This window comes from Pedobacter sp. AC190 (assembly GCF_979258025.1).
Map to the genome: position 1 here is coordinate 2338278 of NZ_OZ409824.1, position 20583 is coordinate 2358860.

General features: G+C 35.1%; 22 protein-coding genes. 9 read left to right on the forward strand and 13 right to left on the reverse strand.

What is annotated here, in order from left to right; genetic code table 11:
* Window positions 1–76: 76 nt before the first annotated feature.
* The 5 genes from ACZZZI_RS10275 to ACZZZI_RS10295 form a co-directional block, all read right to left on the reverse strand.
* Entirely contained in the window at window positions 77–637 is a 561-nt protein-coding gene (locus ACZZZI_RS10275; RefSeq protein WP_316754867.1) for an AraC family transcriptional regulator, read from the reverse strand.
* Window positions 637–1140, reverse strand: a complete 504-nt coding sequence (locus tag ACZZZI_RS10280; RefSeq protein ID WP_316754869.1) for a DUF3347 domain-containing protein — start codon at window positions 1138–1140, stop codon at window positions 637–639. The genes ACZZZI_RS10275 and ACZZZI_RS10280 overlap by 1 nt, the downstream gene beginning before the upstream one ends.
* 8 nt (window positions 1141–1148) lie before the next feature.
* Window positions 1149–1961, reverse strand: coding sequence for a hypothetical protein (locus ACZZZI_RS10285; RefSeq protein ID WP_316754871.1), 813 nt, complete (start codon window positions 1959–1961; stop codon window positions 1149–1151).
* Window positions 1962–1964: 3 nt separating this feature from the next.
* On the reverse strand, window positions 1965–2501 hold the full coding sequence (locus ACZZZI_RS10290) for a heavy-metal-associated domain-containing protein (protein WP_316754872.1): 537 nt from the start codon (window positions 2499–2501) through the stop codon (window positions 1965–1967).
* 120 nt (window positions 2502–2621) lie between these two features.
* Window positions 2622–3026, reverse strand: coding sequence for an HYC_CC_PP family protein (locus ACZZZI_RS10295; protein WP_344768295.1), 405 nt, complete (start codon window positions 3024–3026; stop codon window positions 2622–2624).
* A 94-nt stretch (window positions 3027–3120) separates the two neighbouring features.
* Between ACZZZI_RS10295 and ACZZZI_RS10300 the strand changes: the two genes are divergently transcribed.
* The 5 genes from ACZZZI_RS10300 to ACZZZI_RS10320 are packed head-to-tail and all read left to right on the forward strand — an operon-like array spanning window position 3121 to window position 7439.
* Window positions 3121–3840: a peptidylprolyl isomerase gene (locus ACZZZI_RS10300; RefSeq protein WP_463489360.1), complete on the forward strand. Its 720-nt coding sequence runs from the start codon at window positions 3121–3123 to the stop codon at window positions 3838–3840.
* Window positions 3840–4607 (forward strand): exodeoxyribonuclease III, encoded by a 768-nt coding sequence (locus ACZZZI_RS10305; protein ID WP_463489361.1) that lies wholly within the window; start codon window positions 3840–3842, stop codon window positions 4605–4607. Before ACZZZI_RS10300 ends, ACZZZI_RS10305 begins: the two co-directional genes overlap by 1 nt.
* 9 nt (window positions 4608–4616) lie before the next feature.
* Window positions 4617–5192: a hypothetical protein gene (locus tag ACZZZI_RS10310; RefSeq protein WP_463489362.1), complete on the forward strand. Its 576-nt coding sequence runs from the start codon at window positions 4617–4619 to the stop codon at window positions 5190–5192.
* A complete protein-coding gene (hutI, locus tag ACZZZI_RS10315; protein WP_344768290.1) occupies window positions 5189–6460 on the forward strand; it encodes an imidazolonepropionase in 1272 nt (423 codons plus the stop codon). The genes ACZZZI_RS10310 and hutI overlap by 4 nt, the downstream gene beginning before the upstream one ends.
* On the forward strand, window positions 6453–7439 hold the full coding sequence (locus ACZZZI_RS10320; RefSeq protein ID WP_316754881.1) for a formimidoylglutamase: 987 nt from the start codon (window positions 6453–6455) through the stop codon (window positions 7437–7439). Before hutI ends, ACZZZI_RS10320 begins: the two co-directional genes overlap by 8 nt.
* Before the next feature lie 84 nt (window positions 7440–7523).
* Here ACZZZI_RS10320 and ACZZZI_RS10325 read toward each other — a convergent pair whose 3' ends face one another.
* Window positions 7524–7682 carry a hypothetical protein gene (locus ACZZZI_RS10325; protein WP_316754882.1) on the reverse strand — a complete coding sequence of 53 codons (159 nt, stop codon included), beginning with the start codon at window positions 7680–7682 and terminating at the stop codon, window positions 7524–7526.
* Between the two features lie 6 nt (window positions 7683–7688).
* The gene (locus tag ACZZZI_RS10330; protein WP_316754883.1) at window positions 7689–8249 is read right to left on the reverse strand and encodes a 5-formyltetrahydrofolate cyclo-ligase; all 561 of its coding nucleotides are present in this window, start codon (window positions 8247–8249) and stop codon (window positions 7689–7691) included.
* A 104-nt stretch (window positions 8250–8353) separates the two neighbouring features.
* Here ACZZZI_RS10330 and ACZZZI_RS10335 point away from each other — a divergent pair, with 104 nt between their 5' ends.
* The 4 genes from ACZZZI_RS10335 (at window position 8354) to ACZZZI_RS10350 (ending at window position 13573) form a co-directional block, all read left to right on the forward strand.
* Entirely contained in the window at window positions 8354–10141 is a 1788-nt protein-coding gene (locus tag ACZZZI_RS10335) for an AsmA family protein (protein ID WP_316754884.1), read from the forward strand.
* 61 nt (window positions 10142–10202) lie between these two features.
* Window positions 10203–12002, forward strand: coding sequence for a hypothetical protein (locus ACZZZI_RS10340; RefSeq protein ID WP_463489363.1), 1800 nt, complete (start codon window positions 10203–10205; stop codon window positions 12000–12002).
* Window positions 12003–12062: 60 nt separating this feature from the next.
* Window positions 12063–12620, forward strand: coding sequence for a LemA family protein (locus tag ACZZZI_RS10345; protein WP_344768280.1), 558 nt, complete (start codon window positions 12063–12065; stop codon window positions 12618–12620).
* Complete coding sequence (locus ACZZZI_RS10350; RefSeq protein WP_463489364.1) at window positions 12620–13573, forward strand: DUF3137 domain-containing protein; 954 nt, start codon at window positions 12620–12622, stop codon at window positions 13571–13573. The genes ACZZZI_RS10345 and ACZZZI_RS10350 overlap by 1 nt, the downstream gene beginning before the upstream one ends.
* Here the strand turns inward: ACZZZI_RS10350 and ACZZZI_RS10355 are convergent.
* The 6 genes from ACZZZI_RS10355 to ACZZZI_RS10380 are packed head-to-tail and all read right to left on the reverse strand — an operon-like array spanning window position 13570 to window position 20515.
* Complete coding sequence (locus ACZZZI_RS10355) at window positions 13570–13935, reverse strand: response regulator (protein ID WP_316754893.1); 366 nt, start codon at window positions 13933–13935, stop codon at window positions 13570–13572. The genes ACZZZI_RS10350 and ACZZZI_RS10355 overlap by 4 nt on opposite strands.
* Before the next feature lie 34 nt (window positions 13936–13969).
* Window positions 13970–14554, reverse strand: a complete 585-nt coding sequence (locus tag ACZZZI_RS10360; RefSeq protein WP_424056805.1) for a chemotaxis protein CheB — start codon at window positions 14552–14554, stop codon at window positions 13970–13972.
* Window positions 14539–15357 (reverse strand): CheR family methyltransferase, encoded by an 819-nt coding sequence (locus ACZZZI_RS10365; RefSeq protein WP_344768271.1) that lies wholly within the window; start codon window positions 15355–15357, stop codon window positions 14539–14541. Before ACZZZI_RS10365 ends, ACZZZI_RS10360 begins: the two co-directional genes overlap by 16 nt.
* Window positions 15350–15730, reverse strand: coding sequence for a response regulator (locus ACZZZI_RS10370; RefSeq protein WP_316754898.1), 381 nt, complete (start codon window positions 15728–15730; stop codon window positions 15350–15352). Before ACZZZI_RS10370 ends, ACZZZI_RS10365 begins: the two co-directional genes overlap by 8 nt.
* Window positions 15731–15745: 15 nt before the next feature.
* Entirely contained in the window at window positions 15746–19330 is a 3585-nt protein-coding gene (locus ACZZZI_RS10375) for a response regulator (RefSeq protein ID WP_463489365.1), read from the reverse strand.
* A gap of 36 nt (window positions 19331–19366) precedes the next feature.
* Complete coding sequence (locus ACZZZI_RS10380; RefSeq protein WP_463489366.1) at window positions 19367–20515, reverse strand: sensor histidine kinase; 1149 nt, start codon at window positions 20513–20515, stop codon at window positions 19367–19369.
* Between the last annotated feature and the right edge of the window lie 68 nt (window positions 20516–20583).

A 20583-nucleotide genomic window follows, 5' to 3' on the forward strand; every position in this document is an offset into this window, starting at 1 on the left:
GATGTATGATAAGAAAAAAGGCGTTAATTTTTAGCAGCCCATTGATTGCACATGGTTTCGCATTATGGCGCTAGATTTAGATCTCATCCAGTGTCTTTCTTTTATCCGAAGTTTGGGTTTTATATGCGGAAGGAGTTAAGCCGCAAACTTTTTTAAATTGAGCAGAAAGATGCGCAACACTACTGTAATTAAGTTGGTAAGCAATCTCGCTTAGGGTTAATTCGCCATAAGTAAGCATTTCTTTTGCTTTCTCTATTTTTTGAGCAATGAAATATTTCTCAATAGTTTGATTTTCAATTTCAGAGAAAACAGCACTCAGTTGCGGATATTCCAGATTGATTTGTACGCTTAGGTAAGCAGAAAGATTAATTTTTAATGGTTCTTTAGAGTAATGAACCAAATCGATAATTGAGGTTTTAATTTGTTCGGCAATTTGAGTTTTTTTATCTTCCAAAAGCTCAAAACCAAATGATTTTAGCTGCTCGCTAATTCTAATTTTATCGTCGGCAGAAATGTTTTCTTTAATGGAAACCGTTCCAAGTTCAACCGAAATAGGGTTAAAGCCAAGCTTTTCAAGCTCGGCTTTAACCACCATTTTGCAACGGTTGCATACCATGTTTTTGATATGCAGGTTCATTATTTCGATTTTATGGTTTCAGTAACATCACCGCAATCAAACATCATACTTCCGTAATATGGATTTTCGACATTTTCTTTCTCGTTTAACCAGCTTGCTTTAGCCATTGGACAATGCTGAACGAAAACTGTTGCATTGTTAAATTTGATGTTTCTAACTGTTTTAATCATTGCAGAAGAAATCATTTCGAAAGATTTTCTTTGTGCTTTGATGTCTTTTCCTGCCGCTAATTCGGATGCTTTTGCTTTGATAATTTTAGATTGCGCCATCCAAAGTGTGTGTTGTGCAGCTGGCAAATCTTTATGCGGAATTGCATCAACTTTGGCTGATAATGCTTTTACCTTTTGGGCTGCAACATCTTTCTTATCTGTAGCTAAAGCATTTTTTACATCGTAATACGCAGTTAATAACTGATTAAAAGCTACATCAGTTTTACTTTGTGCAAATGTTAATTTTGTACTTGCGATGGCAATTATAGCCACCATTATCATAATTTTTTTCATCTTGTATATTATTTTAAAACATTAAAAAAGTTAAATTCTGCCCTTAGCAGATACATATTTTTGGTATAGCGATTAGCCATATTCCCCGTCGCCTGGAAACGATAACCCAAATCAATTCTGGTGGTACTATTTAAAATAACCTGGATTGCTGGAGCCAAATCTAAATAAGATTGGCCAGTACTTGGGTCGGTTTTGCCTAACATTTCGAAATAGAGATTGAAATTCGGTTCTTTATAGTTTTTATAAACAACTGGTAATACCAAATAACCAGAAGATAGGCTATAAGAAAGCATATTGTTTGGCCTTGGCATACCTGTTACTTGTTTCTCGGAATCGTTAAACGAATGGGCATAGCCTAAAGTGGCAGATAAAGCCAGTTTGTGTAAAAGCTGCGTGAAAATAAAGCCACCTTGCACACCACTATTATCGCCTTCTAAGTTAATATCCCGAGTATAAGTTGGTCGTTTGCTTGTACTGATTCTTCCAAAAGCTGCTGCTCTAAAGTGGCTTTGAAGCTCATCGATAGAAAGAAAACGATACTTTGCGTACAAACTTCCTCCCTCTAAGCGATACTTTCCATCCATATCCGACAGGAAAGCTTGCGCATGGGCCATTAAGTTTTTATTGAAACCGATCATCACCTCAGGAATTGTTCTGCTTACAAAACCAGGATTGTTAAACATGCCTTCATTGGTTAAACGAACCCCAATTGATTTCGTGGGCATATTACTTGCTGGCTCTGTAAAAACGTATAATTCTTGACTAAAAGCATGATTGATTGCGCTAATAAAGACTAGCGCAATAATTAAAAACCGCCTCATTTTTTAAGAAAGAATTAAGTGATAAACACGGGTTTTTTTTCCGTTTACTACGGCTGTTCCGCTTGCGTAAGCATCAGAATTAGCTGAAGTGGATTGCTTTTTAAATGCAGAACCCGAGATGAAATTTTTATCAACAACCGAAGCTTTTACCGTTCCGTTTAAGGTTTTGTTTTTAGCGTTTATGAAACGATAAACGTTACCGCCAACAATCGCCTGGCCTTTATCATCAATTTTAACCTGATTGAAGGTGAAATCGGCAGTTAAGCCGCCGACGGAAAAACCAGCATCCTGAACTTTTTTACGAACTAAATCAAGATTGATATCAGCGCCATTTTTAAAAGTTAAAACAAAGATGTTTTTATTTAAATCTGGCTTTACGGTATTAATAAAACTTAATGTTTCTAAGGATTTTTGTGTTGCGTTTGAGCACATCGAACAAGTTAAACCAGTTACTTGTAAATTTGCAGTTGCGATTTGCTGAGCCGAAACTTTTACGGCAAAAAGAAGCATAATAATGCTTAATATTTTTATTGTTTTCATGATTTTTTGAATTAGAATAAACATTGCGCCATCGTCACTCTGAATTTATTTCAGAGCCTTAATAGCAATAGAGATGCTGATCGTAAATGTTCGGGACAGCATGACGGATTTGTTAATATCCTAATTCCTAAAAATGCAATTGAAAACGTGCAAAGCAACTCTTGTGGAAAGTGGAGGTGCCTTGTTCGAAATTTTGCTAAAAAATTTTGGGGTAATATTGGTAAGAAATTCTAAAACTGGCGGATGAAGAAATAATTGGATAGAAAATAACTTTGGCATTTGTACTTGTGCCTCAGTTTGATGACTGTCTTTTACTTTAACCGTTACCTGTGTATTTTTGCAGCAACCATCATCTTTTATCTTTTCTGCAGGGATATCCTTACATAATTTGCAAGAAAGCTCGTTACTAAAAAGTTTTACATTGGCCAGTTTACCACCGCAGAAATGCAAACTCAAAGCCAAACCCATAACACTAACCGCATAAAATACGGCCAAAGTAAGTGCTATTTTCTGTCTGAGTTTCATTATTACAAAGGTAACGCAAAAAACATCTAAATTGCATTCGTATTATTTATTGAATTTCATTTTTTAGCTTAATTTAGCCGCAAACACGATTCAAATGAAGAAATTAATCTTATTTATCTGCACATTTTCTGTGCTTTCTGCTTTTGCAGCTAAGCCTAAAAATCAATACATCCGTATTAAAACCGAATTTGGAGAATGTATTGTAAAACTTTATAACGAAACACCTTTACACCGCGATAATTTTTTAAAACTTACCAAAAAGGGCTTTTATAATGGAACGTTATTTCACAGGGTGATCAAAGATTTTATGATTCAAGGCGGTGATCCTGATTCAAAAACCGCTAAACCTGATTCACTTTTAGGTGAAGGTGATGTCGGGTACACAATTCCTGCCGAGTTTCGGGATAGCTTATTTCATAAAAAGGGTGTTTTAGCGGCGGCGAGAGATAATAATCCAGAAAAAGCATCGAGTGGTTGCCAGTTTTATTTGGTGCAGGGAAAGATTTTTACTGATGAACAACTAAATAGCGTAGAAGAAAAACGCCTGAAATTTAAAATCCCAGAATGGCAAAGACAGGTTTATAAAAACATTGGCGGTTCACCACATTTAGATCGAAATTATACCGTTTATGGCGAAGTCATTGTTGGCTTAGATATGGTTGATAAAATTGCTGTTTTAACAACAGATAAAAACAATCGACCGAAACAAGATGTAAAAATGGACATTACAATTTTGAAAAGGAGAGAAGCGAAGAAGCTGGAGAAACAGTTGGCGAAAGGAATTTTGAAAGATAAATTGATTATAAAATCGTAATGAAAATCATCTCCTATAACGTTAACGGAATTCGGGCGGCAAGTACAAAAAACTTCTTCGGATGGTTACAAGCGACAAATGCTGATATGGTTTGCCTGCAGGAAGTTAAAGCATTGCCGTCTCAAATCCAAGAAATTATTGGATTAATAGAACAATTGGGCTACCATCCTTATTGGTTTCCAGCAGAGAAAAAGGGCTACAGCGGAGTGGCGATTTTAAGCAAAACAAAACCCAATCACGTAGAATATGGCTGTGGCGAAGAATGGATTGACAAAGAGGGAAGAATTTTAAGAGCCGATTTCGATAATTTTTCATTAATGAGTTTATACATGCCATCGGGCTCGAGTGGTGACGAAAGGCAGGTTAAAAAATATGAGTTTATGCGTTTTTTTGATGGATACATTGGAGAATTACGCAAAGAAATACCTAACTTGATTATCAGCGGAGATTATAATATTTGCCATACTTCAATAGATATTCATAATCCAAAATCTAATGCAAATTCCTCTGGGTTTTTGCCCGAAGAACGCGAGTGGATGCAACTATTTTTGGATAATGGTTTTATAGATACGTTCCGACACTTTAACAAAGATCCACACCATTACACCTGGTGGAGTTACAGATCTGGTTCGAGAGGGAAGAATTTGGGCTGGCGTATCGATTATCATTTAGTATCAAAGCCAATGGAAAACAGGTTAAAAAATGTAAGAATTTTGCCCGACGCTATACATTCAGACCATTGTCCTGTTTTATTAGAGCTGGAATAATCTCATTTTATGAAAATTTACTTTTGTTTCATTGTGGTAGTTCTAACTTCTAGCTGTACGCATTATGTTGTAAACGATGCAGGCTATATCAGACCGCCGAAAAGTCAAAAATTTTCCTATAAAAAGAGCTTCGCAGGCTTAAATCTTTCCTTAATTGATACAAATTCCATCTATTATTTATCAAACGGATATTACTATAAAAACAATAACGGCTATAAAAAGAAAGATAAATGCATCCGTTTTTATAGCGATGGACGATTCAAGTTACAAGGATTAAAAGATTCACCAAAAATAGACGATATTAACAATCCAGATATTGGCATTGTTGGATATTACATTATGAAAGGCAATGTAATTAAAATGCAGATTTATGGTGATATCGACGCTGGTTCGATACAATTAGAATACGGCTATATTGATGAGAATAAAAACCTGATTGTAATGCACGATAATCCGAGGGTTGATTTTAATATCGGCTACAATGAGAAGAAAATCCGTAGACTGATAGAGAACTCGCCATTTAGCCCAGATGTTTATAAAAAAACGGCTGTAAAAGGGCTAACCTACATTGCGCCAAATTGGTGATAGAACAAATCGAAAGTAAACCAAATATGCTAATTACAAATATTAAGGGCCTTGTTGGCTTACATCCGAAAGATAAATTAGTTCTTCGTGGCGAGGAGATGAACAATTTGCCTGTTTTGGAAAATGCGTGGCTTTTGATCGAAGATGATTTCATTAAAGATTTTGGAACGATGAATGATATTCCTTCACAAATTTCGTCTCTCCCAACTCAAATCTCAGCTGAAGGTAAATTTGTGTTTCCATCATGGTGCGATAGCCATACACATATTGTTTTTGCAGCTTCCCGCGAGGAAGAGTTTGCCATGAAAATTCAGGGTAAAACCTACGAAGAAATTGCAGCAGCTGGGGGCGGAATTTTAAATTCGGCCAGTAAAATGCAAATTGCAACCGAAGATCAGCTTTACAGGAGTGCCTCTATTCGCTTAAAACAAATGATTTTGCAAGGAACGGGAGCCGTTGAAATAAAAAGCGGTTATGGTTTAACCGTTGAAAGCGAGATCAAAATGCTCAGGGTTATCAAAAAATTAAAGGCAAATTTTCCGATTCCCATTAAGGCTACATTCCTGGCTGCTCATGCTTTTCCAAGTGAGTATAAAAATAATCAGCAGGCTTACATCGATTTAATTATTAAAGAAATGCTGCCTCAAATTACAGCAGAAAAGCTGGCCGATTATATCGATGTTTTTTGCGAAAAGGGATTTTTCTCAGTCGAACAAACAGATCAGATTTTAAAGGCTGGCGCAAAATACAACCTGAAACCGAAAATACATGCCAACCAACTTTCAATTTCAGGAGCTGTAGAAATCGGCATAAAAAATAATGCAATCTCCGTCGATCATCTTGAAGAAACAAACGAAGAAACTGTTTTTGCATTAAAAAATAGCTCTACAATAGCAACGTTATTACCTTCATGCTCGTTTTATCTCGGGATATCTTTCGCAGATGCTAAAAGCTTAATTGCTGCAAATGTTGCTGTTGCATTGGCTACAGATTATAATCCAGGTTCAACACCATCTGGAAATATGAATTTTGTGGTTTCGTTAGGTTGTATAAAGTTGAAAATGCTACCAGAGCAAGCGATTAATTCGGCAACCTTAAATGGAGCCGCTGCAATGGAAATCAGCGGTACTTATGGGAGTATAGCTAATGGAAAAAAGGCAAATTTATTTATTACGAAACCGATGCCTTCAATTGCCTATTTGCCTTATAGTTTTGGTGAAACGCAAATAGAGACCATTATTTTAAACGGGAAAATTTACAATGGATAGTCTTAAAATATATTCGCAAAGCGATATTGATAACCTGATCATTCATCGTAAGGGAGAAAGGAAGCTTGGTGAAAACGTTGGAATATATAATCCGAATGACTCTTCATCGATTGATAAAATTTCTTTGGAAGGGCTTAAAAACAGCAGTGCAAAATTTGTGCTTTTAGGTATTCCAGAAGATATTGGGGTTCGGGCGAATTCGGGTGTCGCTGGTACATCTACAACCTGGCGTCCAGCCTTAGTGGCTTTCTTAAATATTCAAAGTAATCAGTTTTTAAATGGAAAAGAAATTCTTGTTTTGGGTCATTTTGAAATTGAGGAACCTGAAGATTCAGAGATTGATGGCTTAAGAGTTAAGGTTACTGAAATTGATAATTTGGTTTATCCAGTTATCGAAAAAATCGTTGCTGCGGGCAAAATTCCAATCGTAATTGGTGGCGGACACAATAATGCATTTCCGATGATTAAAGGAACATCTTTAGCGCACAAAAAAGCCATTGATGTTTTAAATATTGATGCTCACGCCGATTTAAGAGAACAGGAGGGAAGGCACAGCGGAAACGGATTTACTTACGCTTTAGCTGAAAAATTCCTAGAAAACTATTTCATGTATGGTTTACATCAAAACTATAACAACGAAGCTATTTTAAATCAAATTGAATCTAACCCACAGTTAAAAGCAGTGTTTTTTGATGATATTTTGAAGGGAATAGAGGAACAAAATTTTTTCACTGGCTTAAGTACTATTGCTGGTTTGGAGATAGATTTAGACTCTATTCAAAATGTACTTTCGAGCGCAGAAACACCATCTGGATTTTCTGTAAATGATATTAGAAGGTTGATTTTAACAAATGAAAAGCGTTTTTCTTATTTACACATCAGTGAGGGTGCAACGCGATTACTCGATGGCAGAGTGAGTAAATTAACCTCGAAACTGATCGCATATTTAGTGAGCGATTTTGTTAAGGCGCAGGCTTAGGGTTGTTTTCCGATAGATTCGGGAATCAAGCAGATTCTTTTTCGCAGAAACAGAGTAGCCAATGGGGAATACATAAATTAATATTTACAAATGGTCTGCCTCGTATTTTTCACCTGCTTTTAACATCAATTCAATTTGTTTTAAATCGTCGGCTGTTAGCTCTTCTTTTTCCTGCAATTCAAATACAGCAATCATATTGTCTTCGTACTGTTTTTCGGTTTTGATAACGATTTCGGTTGCCATGATTGTTTAAAATTTGATAATTTCTGTTGGAGTAATGCAAAGATCTAAGCGGATGTCGTGTTTATTAACATCATCAATCTTTTCTATTGCTGGCCACAAAGATAAGCCTATTTTCTGAGCATTTATATTTTCAAGAAACCGATCGTAAAAGCCTTTTCCATACCCCACACGATAGCCTTGTTTATCGAAAGCTAAAAGCGGAATTAAAACCATATCGATTTCGCCATTATGAATACTCGCTTTTTGAGGTTCCAGAATATTATAAATGTTTCTCTGTAAATCATCTATGCCCAAGTATTCGTGGTTGGTCATTAAGGCGGTTTCGAAATCAGCTTTCGGAACGATGATTTTAATTTGAGGATGCTTTTCTGCCAGCCATTCAATCAATAAAAATGTATTTGGCTCTTTCTTTTCTTCAATTGGCAGGAAGATGTGCAGCGTTTTTACAGCGCTAAAATCCAGCGTTATGAATTGATTTAACAAGCCATTATTTAACGATTCATATTCTGTATCGCTAATCGTTAATCTATCTTTTATCGCTTGTTTTCTGATTTCGGCTTTTAACATCGTTTTCCAAAATTATATTTTTTTATAGCAAGATAGGCGAGCGCTTGTTTTCAAATCAAAAACCTTTCTCCTTTCCAGCTGTTACCTATCGATAAAGCAAGATAATGACAGCTCAAAATAGAAATAAAATCTGGATTTGGATAACCAGTATTGTTGGCGGATTAATTTTAATTCTCGCTTTTGGAGCAATGTTTTTAAGTGCCAGATGGAAGCCGATACTTACCGAAAAAATTAAAGAGAGCGTTTACACCAGCTCGAAACATCTTTATAAAATTGATTTTAAAAGTATTAATCTAAACGTAATTACAGGAAGTTTAGCATTAAGAGATGTTACCTTAACTGCAGATACGGCTGTTTTTGATAGTTTGAAAACGCAAAAATTGGCACCAGTTTATATTTTCGAACTTAAATTAAAAAAGCTCCAAATTACAGGAGTTGGCATACTAACGGCATATTTCAAAAAACAGGCAAATGTTAATGCCATTATTTTGGATAAGCCTTCTATCAACATGATTCTAAATAAGGTTGAAAAACAGCCTGACACAGTTAAAAGCGAGAAAACGCTCTATGAACAAATTTCTAAAACTTTCAACTCGTTGCATATAAAAACGGTAAAAATTGTCGATGCGGATTTTGATTACATTAACAAAACAGGTTTAAAGAAGACCAAAAACTCGATTAAACACCTGAATATTTCAATAAACGATTTTCTATTGGATTCTCTTTCTGCAAATGATAGCAGTAGATTTTATTACACGAAAGACATTTCCTTTGAACTTGCAGGTTATAAATCGATAACTAAAGATAAAATGTACTCGATGAAAGTAGATACGATAACAGGCTCTGTTGCATCAAAAAAAATTACAGTTAAAGGTTTGAAATTAACGCCGCTATATCCAGAATTAACTTTTGCCAGGAAATACAATATCCAAAAAGACAGATATGATTTGGCTTTTGATAAAGTAGAATTTAATGGTGTAGATTTTATGGGTTTAAATAGCGATCAAAAACTTCGTGCAAAATCACTAAAAATTGGCCCAGCTAAGGTAGAAGTATTTATGAGTCGTGAATCGCCGCCGCCACCAGGATTTGATAAAGGCCAAAACTATCCGCACATGGCATTGAAAAGATTAAATTTTCCTGTGGATATTGATACCGTTAAATTAACAAATATTGATTTAAAATATAGCGAGTATAATCCTGCAAGTAAAAAAACAGGCTCGGTAGATTTTAAATCCTTAACAGGGAATATTTTAAATTTCACTAATGATACCTTGCAATTGAAGCGAAATAATCATGCCGTGGCCGATTTAAATTCACTTTTAATGGGAACTGGCAAGTTGAATGTGAAGATAGATTTTAACCTCACGGATAAAAACGGCGCATTTTCTTACAGCGGTAACTTAGGGAACTTCGACATGAAAGCTTTAAACTCGCTTTCAAAAAACCTTGGTTTGATAGAAATAGAAAGTGGAAACATTCAGAAAGTAGCTTTTAAAGCCAATGGAAATCTTCGCACTGCAACTGGCTCGATGAGTATGCTATATACCAACTTAAAGGTGAAATTATTATCTGATAATATTGACGGACAAGGCACAAAAGAAAAAGGGTTTTTATCATTTTTGGCTAATGCTGTTCTTGTAAAAGATGAGAATCCAAAGAAAGGCGAATCGCCAAGAACCGCGACAATGACCAATACAAGAATAAACTCTGCTTCATTTTTTAACCTGATGTGGAAAACAGTTTTTATTGGCATAAAGGATATTGTAGGGGTTGGTATCGTTCCTGAAAAGAACCCAGTAAAACAACAAAAAGTTATAGCAAAGAAAATTAGAGAACAAAAGCGAGCCGACAGAAAAGAGGCACGAAAAGAAAAAAGGGATAAAAATTAGGCGCACATTTTTAACAAATACGTTTTAAATGTATATTGCTGATAAAACAGTCCTTAATGAAATGCCAGAAAAAAAAAGACATCGATACAGGTTTATAAAATGGGCTGCGTGGATACTTTTAATATTGGCAGCAATACTTGCATCAATTGCCTGGTTTCTTAATGTAAAATCTCGCCCGCTATTAACATCGCAGATTAAAACGTTGCTTTATAAATCAACAGATAGTCTTTATACCATCACCTTTACTAAGGTTAGTACGAATATTTTAACGGGAAGTGCAACACTTCAAAATGTAAAAATTACTCCAGATACGATTCGTTATAAACAATTGGTGGCTTTAAAAAGAGCGCCAAACAATCTCTATCAGGTTTCACTAAAAAAACTGGTAGTTAATCATTTTCATCCTTTTATACTTTATCGCGAACAAAAGCTTCAAATTGAAGATGTTTTGTTTGATAAACCTGAAGTGTACATGATTAACAAGCAACTCGATTTTAATGAAAATCGAGCGCCTCGACCTATTCAATCGCCTTATACCTTTATCTCCAAAAGCCTGAAAGAGTTTAGCATAAAAAATATTCGTTTTAGAGATGCTAGTTTCAATTACATCAATAAAAATGTAACCAAACCCGAAGTATTTTCAATCGATGATTTAAACATTACACTTGTTGATTTGCTTGTTGATTCTACTTCCTTTGAAGACACCAAAAGATTCTATTTGCTGAAAGATGTTATTATAAATTTAAAGGATTATAAATATCCAACCCCCGATAAAATGTATAACCTGAAACTTAGCCAACTTGATTTCAGGGCATCAACAGGCCGATTAAGGGTTAACAAATTTGCTGTAGAACCACTTTACGATGAGATGAAATTCGGTGAAGTTGCTGGTTATGCAAAAGATCGGTTTAGTATCCTGATGAATAATATTTCATTAAGTGGCATTAATTTACCGCTGTACATAAGCAGACAAGAATTAAGGGCCAAAGAAATGACAATCGCTAATGGATTTGTGGCTGTTTTTAATAATAACAGTTTGCCTGATCGGGGTAAAGTTAGCCGAATTGGGAAATATCCGCACCAGCTTTTGCAGAGCCTAGGTGCACCAATTTTGGTTGACAAAATAAAACTAAAGGATATTGATATTAGCTATGCGGTTTATAATAAAGAGAGTCAGCAAAGTGGTCGGATTTCTTTTGAACATACTTCAGGCATAATTTCTAATGCAACAAATATTGCAGCGGTAAAGGTTAAAAATCCGATTATGGAAGCCAAATTAAACACTTATCTTTTAGGTCAGGGCAAGCTTGATGTCGATTTTAAATTTGATTTGGCGGCTAATACTGGCGATTTTTCTTACAGTGGGATTTTACAGAATTTTAACGCAAGGGTATTAAATCAAATTACAAAACCGCTGGGTTTGGTTCGAATTAACCGAGGTAATGTAGATAAACTTAAATTTGATTTTAAGGCTGATGATTTTGGAACCAAAGGAACTGTTGACTTTTCTTATTTCGATTTATCCGTTGCTTTGATGAAAAATGATCCAGAAAAAGATCATTTGGTTAAGCGAGGTTTACTTTCTTTTTTGGCAAACGCCTTGATCATCAAAGCTGAAAATCCCGGGCCAAATGAAAAGCTTATCTCCGAAAATGTAGTTTATGAGAGGCCCGCAAACACTTCTTTTTTTAATATGATTTGGAAAAGCTTGTTCGTTGGTATTAAACATAGTGTTGGTATTACCGAAGAAAAACAAGCAAAAATTCGAAGCCATATAGCCACATTTAAGGCCATTAAGGAAAGTCGTGAACTAAGAAGGCAGAAGAGAATAGAGCGACAGAAATTGAAAGAAAATCGTTGATAAACAAATAATTGTAACGTTTTAATATATTTATGCTCTAAACCTTATAAAACTAAAATTATGATTATTGCCCTCGTTATTATTGGTTTCCTGTTTTTAATGGGAATTTTCTTTTACAATTCTTTAATTGGAAAGAAAAATCAGGTTACAAATGCATTTTCTGCGATTGATGTAATGTTAAAAAAACGTTTCGATTTGATTCCAAATCTTGTTGAAGTGGTGAAACAATATACCACTTACGAACAAGGAACGCTTACCAAAATTGTAGAGTTAAGAGCTAAAGCGGTTTCTGGAAATGTTAGTGATGCAGAGAAAGCTACGATTGATACACAGTTAAGCAGCAGTATAAAAGGCTTAATGTTAAATGTAGAAAACTATCCAGATTTAAAGGCAAATACCAACTTTATTAATTTACAAACAACCTGGACAGAAAGTGAAGAGCAAATTGCTGCAGCCAGAAGAACTTATAACTCTGCAATAACTGATTACAATAACGCGATTATGATGTTTCCTGGAAGCATGTTTGCTGGAATGTTGAACTTTCAGCCTATGGCGGTTTTAGAAACAGCACAAGAAGAACGTAAAAACATCAGCGCAAAAGATCTTTTCAATAGTTAATGGTTAATATTGAAAATAACGCAGCACTACAAAATGTACTTGCTACGTTAGAAACCGAGCGGGCTAAAATATCATCAACGCAAAAAAAAGGCTATCTTTTTATAGGCGCAGGTATTATCGTTGCAATAGGGTTTTCTGTGTGGGGCATTCCTGTCCCTGGTGTTATTATTGGGCTTTTCGGTGCTATTTATGGCGGTATAGTTCTTTACAAAATTGCCGATGCACTGAAAGCTTATAAAGAAGCATTTAAAACTCATGTTATTGGGACAGCGCTTAAATCGCTTGATGAAAGCTTAACAATTGAACCTTACAATGGTATTCCTGTTTCAGAGTTTTGTAGCACTCAACTTTTTTCTGAACAACCCGATCGTTATCATACTGAAGATCTGGTTAGCGGAAACGCAGCGAAAACGGGCTTTTATTTTGCAGAAATTCATGCAGAATATAAAAGAGAAGTGCAAACTAAAAACGGTACCAGAACCGAATGGCATGATATTTTTAAAGGTATAATTTTCGTAGCCGATTTTAATAAAAACTTTAAGGGTGTTACATTAGTTAAACCAAAAGATCTTTTCGGTACAATGGGCGCCTGGTTTTCTAAAAATTTGTTTTCATTTAGCGATAAAAATGTAATTAATCTCGAAAGTACGGATTTTGATAAGACCTTTATTACGCATTCAACCGATCAGGTTGAGGCTCGATATATTTTAACGCCAGCGATGATGGAACGCATTTTAACCTTAAACAGAAATGCAAAAAATACAGTTTCACTATCGTTTATCGACAGCAGAATGTATATCGCGTTTCCCTTAAATAGGAATTATTTTGAGGCTCCTGTTTTCAAAACGCTCTTAAATCCCGATTTATTAAATGAAGATATCGCGATAATTAACTTTATGTATGATATTGTTCGGGAGCTTGATTTGAATACCAGGATCTGGGGTAAAAATTAGCTTATGTACTTTTTAATAATCTCCTCCAAATCGTTAATATCAAACGGTTTAGATAAATAACTATCTGCTCCAGCTTCTTTGGCCAACGCAGAAATATCGTTATTAGCCGAAAAATAAATTACTGGAATGTGTTTTAAATCAGAGTGATTCTTTATTGCTTTTGTGGCCTGAATTCCACCTAAATCGGGCAGCCAATTATCCATAAAAATGATATCGGGCATGTATGCTGCAACCTGGTTTTCTATATCACTAGCATTTTCAGATGTTCTGATTTCATAACCTGCATCTTCTAAAATGAAGGTACATAAATCTAAAATATCTCTGTTGTCATCGAAAACGAATACTTTTTTTGTTTCAGTCATAAATTTTACCTTCCGAAGCGTAATTTATATTTTTTTAATTAATCAGCTTGTTAATAAATTCTGCCATGTTAAAGGCATCCAAAACCACAACAGGTTTTACTTCATTAACGGCTTGTTGGGGCATATAAGGCATAATTGCTGTGTTTGGATTTTGTACAACAACTAAACCACCAAAACTGTTTGCAATTTTTAATCCAGCTACTCCATCTGCGTTAGATCCCGAAAGTAAAATACAAACCAGTTCATCTTTAAAAATTTCGGCAGCCGATTGAAAAGTCACATCAATAGATGGTCTGGAATAGTTTATCTTTTCTGAATAATCTAAAGAAATGGTATGATTTTCTTCAATTAATAAATGATAATCTGCAGGAGCAATGTAAACATTTCCTGGTAAAATTATTTCTTTTTCTTCCGCTTCGTTAACCGTTAATTTCGTTCTGTTTTTAAGCAGATCACTCAATAAAGAATCGTTACCTGTTTTACGGTGCGTAACCAAAATAATGGGGAAGTTGATGTCGCTACTTAAATCTGGAAAAATTTCTAGCAAAACATCTAAACTACCAGCAGAACCGCCAATAATCAAAGCACTACACTTTCTGGATTCTACAGTTTTCGCCATATTTTTTCCGTTCTGATGCGCTTATATTCTTTTGATCGATTCCAAAAATCTAAGCTTTCTTTGCTACCTAATGCCAAATAACCTAATTTTTCCAGACTGTTATCGAATAACTGAAAAACTTTATGCTGCAATTCTTTATCAAAATAGATTAGTACATTGCGACACAGAATAAGCTGAAATTCATTAAAAGAATGATCAGAAACCAGATTATGGGTAGAGAAAATCATTTTAGAGCTCAGTGTTTCATCAAATTTAGCAAGCGAATAGTTTGCGGAGTAATAAGAAGAAAAATCTTTTAAACCGCCTGAATTCACGTAGTTTTCAGAATAGGTTTTTAAATGATTTAAAGGAAACAAGCCTTTTTTTGCTTTTTCTAAAACCGAGGGATTAATATCGGTTGCATAGATAAGCGATTTGTGTAAAAGGTTTAATTCTTTTAATACAATTGCCAATGAATAAGCTTCTTCTCCAGTAGAACATCCAGCAACCCAAATTCTGATGAATGGATAAGTACCTAAAACAGGTAAAACGTCGTTTCTAAGCGCCTTATAAAAAGTTGGATCGCGAAACATCTCTGTAACATTTACTGTAATTTCTTCTAAAAATCGCTTAAAATATTGCTTATCTGTTCTAACGGTATATCTAAATTCAGCAAAGCTTACAAAGTTATCCAAGGCATACAAGCGGGTAATTCTTCTTTTTATTGAAGCATGGGAATACTCCAGAAAATCGTAACCATGTGCCTCTAGTACATCACTTAACAGCGTTTCTATCTGTTCATTATCTATCGCGTCGCTAATCACCTGTTTTTGTAACTTCTTCTATCTGTTCTACTAACTCATCTACATTTATTGGTTTCGAAACATAACCCGAAGCTCCTGCGCTCAAGCATCTTTCTTTATCACCAACCATTGCCTGTGCCGTTACTGCCAAAACAGGAATGTTCCACATTTTTTCTGATTTTTTCATGGCAGATATGGCTTGATATCCGTCCATATCTGGCATCATCATGTCCATTAAGACAACAGCAATATTTTCATTTTCTTCAATAATGGCAAAACCTTCTTTGGCGCCAGGAGCTGATAAACAACCAAAGCCCTTGGCTCTTAAAACAGCTTTAAGAGCGAAAATGTTTCGATAATCATCATCAATTATAAGTACTAACTTTTGAGACATATTTAAATAAGAGAATTAAGCGTTATGATGATTTTCGTACAACCAAACACGTAAAAGAGAAACTAGCTGATCTAAATCAACAGGTTTACTTATGTAATCGGAAGCGCCTGCAGCAATACATTTTTCACGATCACCCATCATTGCTTTTGCGGTTACGGCTAAAATAGGTAGGTTTCTGTATTTAATATTCTGCCTTATAGCTGTTGTGGTTTCGTAGCCATCTAATTCTGGCATCATCATATCCATTAAAACAACATCAATGGCGGGATTTTCATTTAATAATTTTAAAGCTTCTTTCCCATCGGTTGCAGCAATAACTTTCATTTGATGTTGCTCTAGCATTTTTGTTAACGAGAAAATATTTCTAACATCATCGTCAGCAAGCAAAACAGTTTTACCTTTTAAAACATCTTGTAATTCTGAATATTTTTTAGATGTTTTAGTTTTTTCTTTATTCTTTTCTTCTACCAAGTGAAGGAATAATCCAGCTTCATCTAAAATACGTTGGTAAGAATGCGCTGTTTTTACAACGATAGAATCTGCATATTGTTTAATTCTGTTTTCTTCTCCTTTAGATAGGTTTTTACCTGTAAAAATAATAATTGGTAAGTTCTCTAATCCAGGTGTTTTCTTAACAACCTCCAAAGTTTCGTAGGCATGTTTATCTGGAATGCCCATATCCAGGATCACACAATTAACATCTGGTTTATGCAATGCAGATACACTGTCGCTAACCTTAGTTGCTATTTCGGTTTGAATATTGAAATTGCTTAAGAAATAACTTAAAGCTTTTGCATGTTGCTCATTTTCTTCAACAATTAACACCTTTTTTGGGTGACGACTAAGCGCATGTTCCAGTTTTTGGAAAATCTCTTGCATGTGCTCAAAAGCAAATGGCTTATTAATAAAATCTACCGCACCTTTAAGTAAACTTTCTTTTTTTACCTGAAGTGATGACATAATATGCACTGGAATTGGGCGTGTATCAGGAGATGATTTTAGTTCCTCCATTACCTGCCATCCATCTTTAACTGGTAATTGGATATCGAGCAATATGGCTACTGGTTTGTAGGCTTTAGCCATCTCAATTCCAACGTCTCCACGAACGGCAACCAGGCCTTTATAATTACGTTTTCGGGTAAATTCCAAAAGCGTTTTTGCAAAAGGGGTATCATCTTCAACAATTAAAATAACTTTATCATCAGGGAGAATATTATCTCTATCATCCTCAATTTCTTGTGGGATATTTGATACCGTTAAACGAGTAACTTTTGGAGTTGTTGATTCCAGGGCAACAGGTTTTTCCCAGGTACTTTTTGTATCGTTTTCAATGCCTTTATTTTTATCAATTGGCAGGGTTAAGGTAAAAGTACTTCCTTGATTTTCTTTACTGGTTAAATCGATATAACCTCCTAAAAGTTTTGCGAGTTCTCTGCTAATCGAAAGCCCAAGGCCTGTTCCACCAAATTTACGGCGGGTAGAACCATCAGCTTGTTGGAAAGCTTCGAATACCATTCCTTGTTTATCGGGTGCAATTCCAACGCCTGTATCCTGTACTTTGAAGATTAATGCATTCAGATTTTCGTTTTTCTCGATGTTAAGCGTCACCGCTCCTTCAGTAGTAAATTTAATTGCATTTGATAATAGATTTTTCAAAATCTGTTCCAAGCGCATTTTATCGGTATGAAAAAACTCTGGCACATCGTTCGTTTTATCGATCACCAGTTTTAAGGCTTTTTCTTTTGCCAAAGGATTAAATAAGGAAGCCATGTTTAACATTACCTCATCAATTTTAATATTGGCTCTGTCGAGCTCCATTTTGCCAGCTTCTATTTTAGATAAATCAAGAATCTCATCAATTAAACTTAACAAACCTTGTCCAGAACTTTGAATAACTTCTGCATATTCCTGATGTTCGCGATCCATTGCTTCATTTTCGGCCATCAACCTGGATAAAAGTAAGATTGAATTTAAAGGTGTGCGTAACTCGTGCGACATATTTGCGAGAAACTCAGATTTATACCTTGTGCTTAATTCTAATGCTTCTGCTTTTTGTTGTATTTCTGCATTACGCTCTTCAATAAGTTCGTTCTTTTCTTCAAGCAAACTACTTCTTTCTTCGAGTTCTTGATTACTTTGTAACAACTCTTCTTGTTGAACGCGTAATTCTTCTTCTGATGCCTGAAGTTTTTGAGCCTGCGCTTCTAGCTCCGCATTCATGCCTTCAAGCTCATTATGTTGAACCTGTAGTTCTTCTGATTGTGCCTGAGTTTCTTCTAAAAATTGTTGCAGTTTTTGACGGTTTTGAGCACCTAATAATGCAGTGCCGAGATCAGAAAGAATAAGATTTAGAAAGTGTAAGTGTAATTCGCTAAAAGAACCTATTGTGCCTAATTCTAAACCGCCAATCGAGATAGAATTTCTAATAATTGGTAACACCAATAATTGCGCAGGTTTTATATTTCCTGTTGCATAACTAACTGTTAATCCTCCTTGTGGTACTTCATCTAACAAAATTTGTTTACCTGATTTAACCGCCTGGCCAATTAAACCTTCACCAAGCTCCAGCTCTTTGCTTAAATCTTGTCCGTTCAGAGCGTATTGCCCCTTTAAATGCAAGCGACCATCATCTTTAAACAAATAAATGGCTCCAATCTGGCTCTTTGTGTAAGTTGCAAGAAATTCGATAATATCATCAGCTAAGCTGAAAACATCTTTTTCGCCAACCATTTTAACATTCAGGTTTGCAACACCAGTTTGTATCCATTCGTTTTCGGCAAGCGTATCGAACGATTTTTTTAAGGAAGAAGACATGGTATTTAACGAATAGGAAAGCTCGCCAATATCATCTTTAGTTTGGCTATCCATAGTGGTACCGTAATTGCCTTCAGAAATTTGGTGGGCAATTTCTTTAATAGCAATAATACGTTTTTCCATTTCGAACTTTTTATCTTCAATTTCTTTTTGAAGTAAAACGCGTTCATCAAAATCGATTGAAACCTTTCTGTAAAAAAACAGGGTAATTAAAATGGCTAAAATTGCTGCGATTACAATTAAAACTGGAGTATAAGCAGTAAGCTTGTTAAGTTCTATCGTTCGTTGTTCTAAGAGATTTCGTTCTTCCTTAACCATTCGCTGAACAACTGAACGAGCTTGATCCATATAGGTTTTGCCTTGGAAAAGAACTGTTGGGTCTACATTGCCGCCTAACGATTTAATTTCGATTGTAGATTTTATGATGTTCAATCTACGAACCATAATATCACGAAGTTCGGCAATACTTTTTTGTTGATTTGGGTTGTCTTTGGTGCTTGCGGCAATTTTGTTTAAAGCCGCAAGAGCCGCATCAGTCGCGCCGTTGTATGGTGCTAAGAAAACTTTGTTTCCTGTTAACAGGTAGCCTCTTTGTCCTGTTTCGGCATCTTTTAAAGTTGAAATTACACCTTCTACATTTAAAATTACTTCGTCGCTGTGTTTAACCAGATCGGTACTTTTTATTAAATTACTAATGCTTACGTATGAAGCAAGCGAACTGATAAAAAGAATAATAAGCGATAAGCCTAAACCTAAACGTAAATTATTTTTAAGAGTTGTTTTCATTAAAATTGTATGCTATTTTTTGTTTGGGGATTTTTATTAAATGGTTTTTGACACCTCTTCTTGTTCTGATATTGTTTGTTCATCAATAGGAATAATAAAGTAGAATTCGGAACCTTCATCGATAACGCTATTCACGCCAATTTTGCCACCATGTCTTGCTATAATTTCAGCGCAAATGTATAAACCAATTCCTAAACCATTAAATCGGTTACTGTTTTCTTCCACCCGATAAAACTTATCGAATATTTTATGCTGTTGTTCTTTCGGTATGCCAATTCCAAAATCCTTTACAGAGAGGTAAAGTTGTCCGTCTTTTATGTTTATAGTAACATTTACCTGATTAGTACCTGGAGCATATTTTATGGCATTCGTTATAAAGTTAATTACAACCTGTTCAAGTCGTATTTCATCGCCAAAAACCATTTCATTGGTTTTGCCAAGTTTGTTAATTTTGAAATCGGGATTGGCTTGCTGAAGCATCTCGATTGCATTATTAACCATGTTATCGGCGCAAAAGCTTTGCATGTTAAACTTCAGCTTTCCGCTTTCAATTTTAGAAATATCAAGCAAATCAACAATAAGGTCGTTTAATTTTTCGAGTTGAGTACTTGCCTTAGCCAGGTGGTTTTCGGCCATGGTTTTATCATCTCTACTTAAACTTCGCTGAAGTAGTTGGATGTAACCTTTTACACTGGTTAAAGGTGTTTTTAATTCGTGACTGGCAATACTAATGAATTCGTCTTTTTTATTTTCGGCTAGCTTTCTAAACTCAATCTCTTCGAGCAGTTTCTCTTGTACTTCGTTAAGTTTTCTGCTTTGCTCGTAAATACGATAAAAGGTTTTTATTTTTAGTAAAAGCACATTTATATCCACAGGTTTAGTAATGTAATCTAAACCACCGTTTAAATAACCTTTTGTTATAAACCTTAGTTCGGTGTTTACTGCAGAAAGAAAAATAATTGCGGTGTCTTTTGCCTTGCTAAACCCTGAAATGGCTTCTGCTACTTCGAAACCATCCATGTCTGGCATCTGAACGTCCAGAATGATCAGCACATAATTATTCTTTAAAACTTTTTTAAGGGCATCTTCTCCAGATGAAGCGGTATCGACTTCGAAATTATTAGCTTGTAGTACTTTCTGTAAAGAAATTAGGTTTTCAGGCCTGTCATCAACAATAAGGATCATCTTTTATAAAACATTAGGGAAGCTAGTTAATCTTGTTTGATTTTAAGGAAAAATTACCCCTTAACTGA

What these genes read in the sequence shown, in the direction of transcription:
- ACZZZI_RS10350 (WP_463489364.1), top strand. Translation starts at nt 12,620, where the DNA reads ATGGTTAATATTGAAAATAACGCAGCACTACAAAATGTACTTGCTACG.
- ACZZZI_RS10330 (WP_316754883.1), bottom strand. Translation starts at nt 8,249, where the DNA reads ATGTTAAAAGCCGAAATCAGAAAACAAGCGATAAAAGATAGATTAACG.
- ACZZZI_RS10285 (WP_316754871.1), bottom strand. Translation starts at nt 1,961, where the DNA reads ATGAGGCGGTTTTTAATTATTGCGCTAGTCTTTATTAGCGCAATCAAT.
- ACZZZI_RS10360 (WP_424056805.1), bottom strand. Translation starts at nt 14,554, where the DNA reads ATGGCGAAAACTGTAGAATCCAGAAAGTGTAGTGCTTTGATTATTGGC.
- ACZZZI_RS10300 (WP_463489360.1), top strand. Translation starts at nt 3,121, where the DNA reads ATGAAGAAATTAATCTTATTTATCTGCACATTTTCTGTGCTTTCTGCT.
- ACZZZI_RS10335 (WP_316754884.1), top strand. Translation starts at nt 8,354, where the DNA reads ATGACAGCTCAAAATAGAAATAAAATCTGGATTTGGATAACCAGTATT.
- ACZZZI_RS10375 (WP_463489365.1), bottom strand. Translation starts at nt 19,330, where the DNA reads ATGAAAACAACTCTTAAAAATAATTTACGTTTAGGTTTAGGCTTATCG.
- ACZZZI_RS10320 (WP_316754881.1), top strand. Translation starts at nt 6,453, where the DNA reads ATGGATAGTCTTAAAATATATTCGCAAAGCGATATTGATAACCTGATC.
- ACZZZI_RS10380 (WP_463489366.1), bottom strand. Translation starts at nt 20,515, where the DNA reads ATGATCCTTATTGTTGATGACAGGCCTGAAAACCTAATTTCTTTACAG.
- ACZZZI_RS10295 (WP_344768295.1), bottom strand. Translation starts at nt 3,026, where the DNA reads ATGAAACTCAGACAGAAAATAGCACTTACTTTGGCCGTATTTTATGCG.
- ACZZZI_RS10340 (WP_463489363.1), top strand. Translation starts at nt 10,203, where the DNA reads ATGCCAGAAAAAAAAAGACATCGATACAGGTTTATAAAATGGGCTGCG.
- ACZZZI_RS10275 (WP_316754867.1), bottom strand. Translation starts at nt 637, where the DNA reads ATGAACCTGCATATCAAAAACATGGTATGCAACCGTTGCAAAATGGTG.
- ACZZZI_RS10305 (WP_463489361.1), top strand. Translation starts at nt 3,840, where the DNA reads ATGAAAATCATCTCCTATAACGTTAACGGAATTCGGGCGGCAAGTACA.
- ACZZZI_RS10290 (WP_316754872.1), bottom strand. Translation starts at nt 2,501, where the DNA reads ATGAAAACAATAAAAATATTAAGCATTATTATGCTTCTTTTTGCCGTA.
- ACZZZI_RS10370 (WP_316754898.1), bottom strand. Translation starts at nt 15,730, where the DNA reads ATGTCTCAAAAGTTAGTACTTATAATTGATGATGATTATCGAAACATT.
- ACZZZI_RS10280 (WP_316754869.1), bottom strand. Translation starts at nt 1,140, where the DNA reads ATGAAAAAAATTATGATAATGGTGGCTATAATTGCCATCGCAAGTACA.
- ACZZZI_RS10345 (WP_344768280.1), top strand. Translation starts at nt 12,063, where the DNA reads ATGATTATTGCCCTCGTTATTATTGGTTTCCTGTTTTTAATGGGAATT.
- ACZZZI_RS10310 (WP_463489362.1), top strand. Translation starts at nt 4,617, where the DNA reads ATGAAAATTTACTTTTGTTTCATTGTGGTAGTTCTAACTTCTAGCTGT.
- ACZZZI_RS10355 (WP_316754893.1), bottom strand. Translation starts at nt 13,935, where the DNA reads ATGACTGAAACAAAAAAAGTATTCGTTTTCGATGACAACAGAGATATT.
- ACZZZI_RS10325 (WP_316754882.1), bottom strand. Translation starts at nt 7,682, where the DNA reads ATGGCAACCGAAATCGTTATCAAAACCGAAAAACAGTACGAAGACAAT.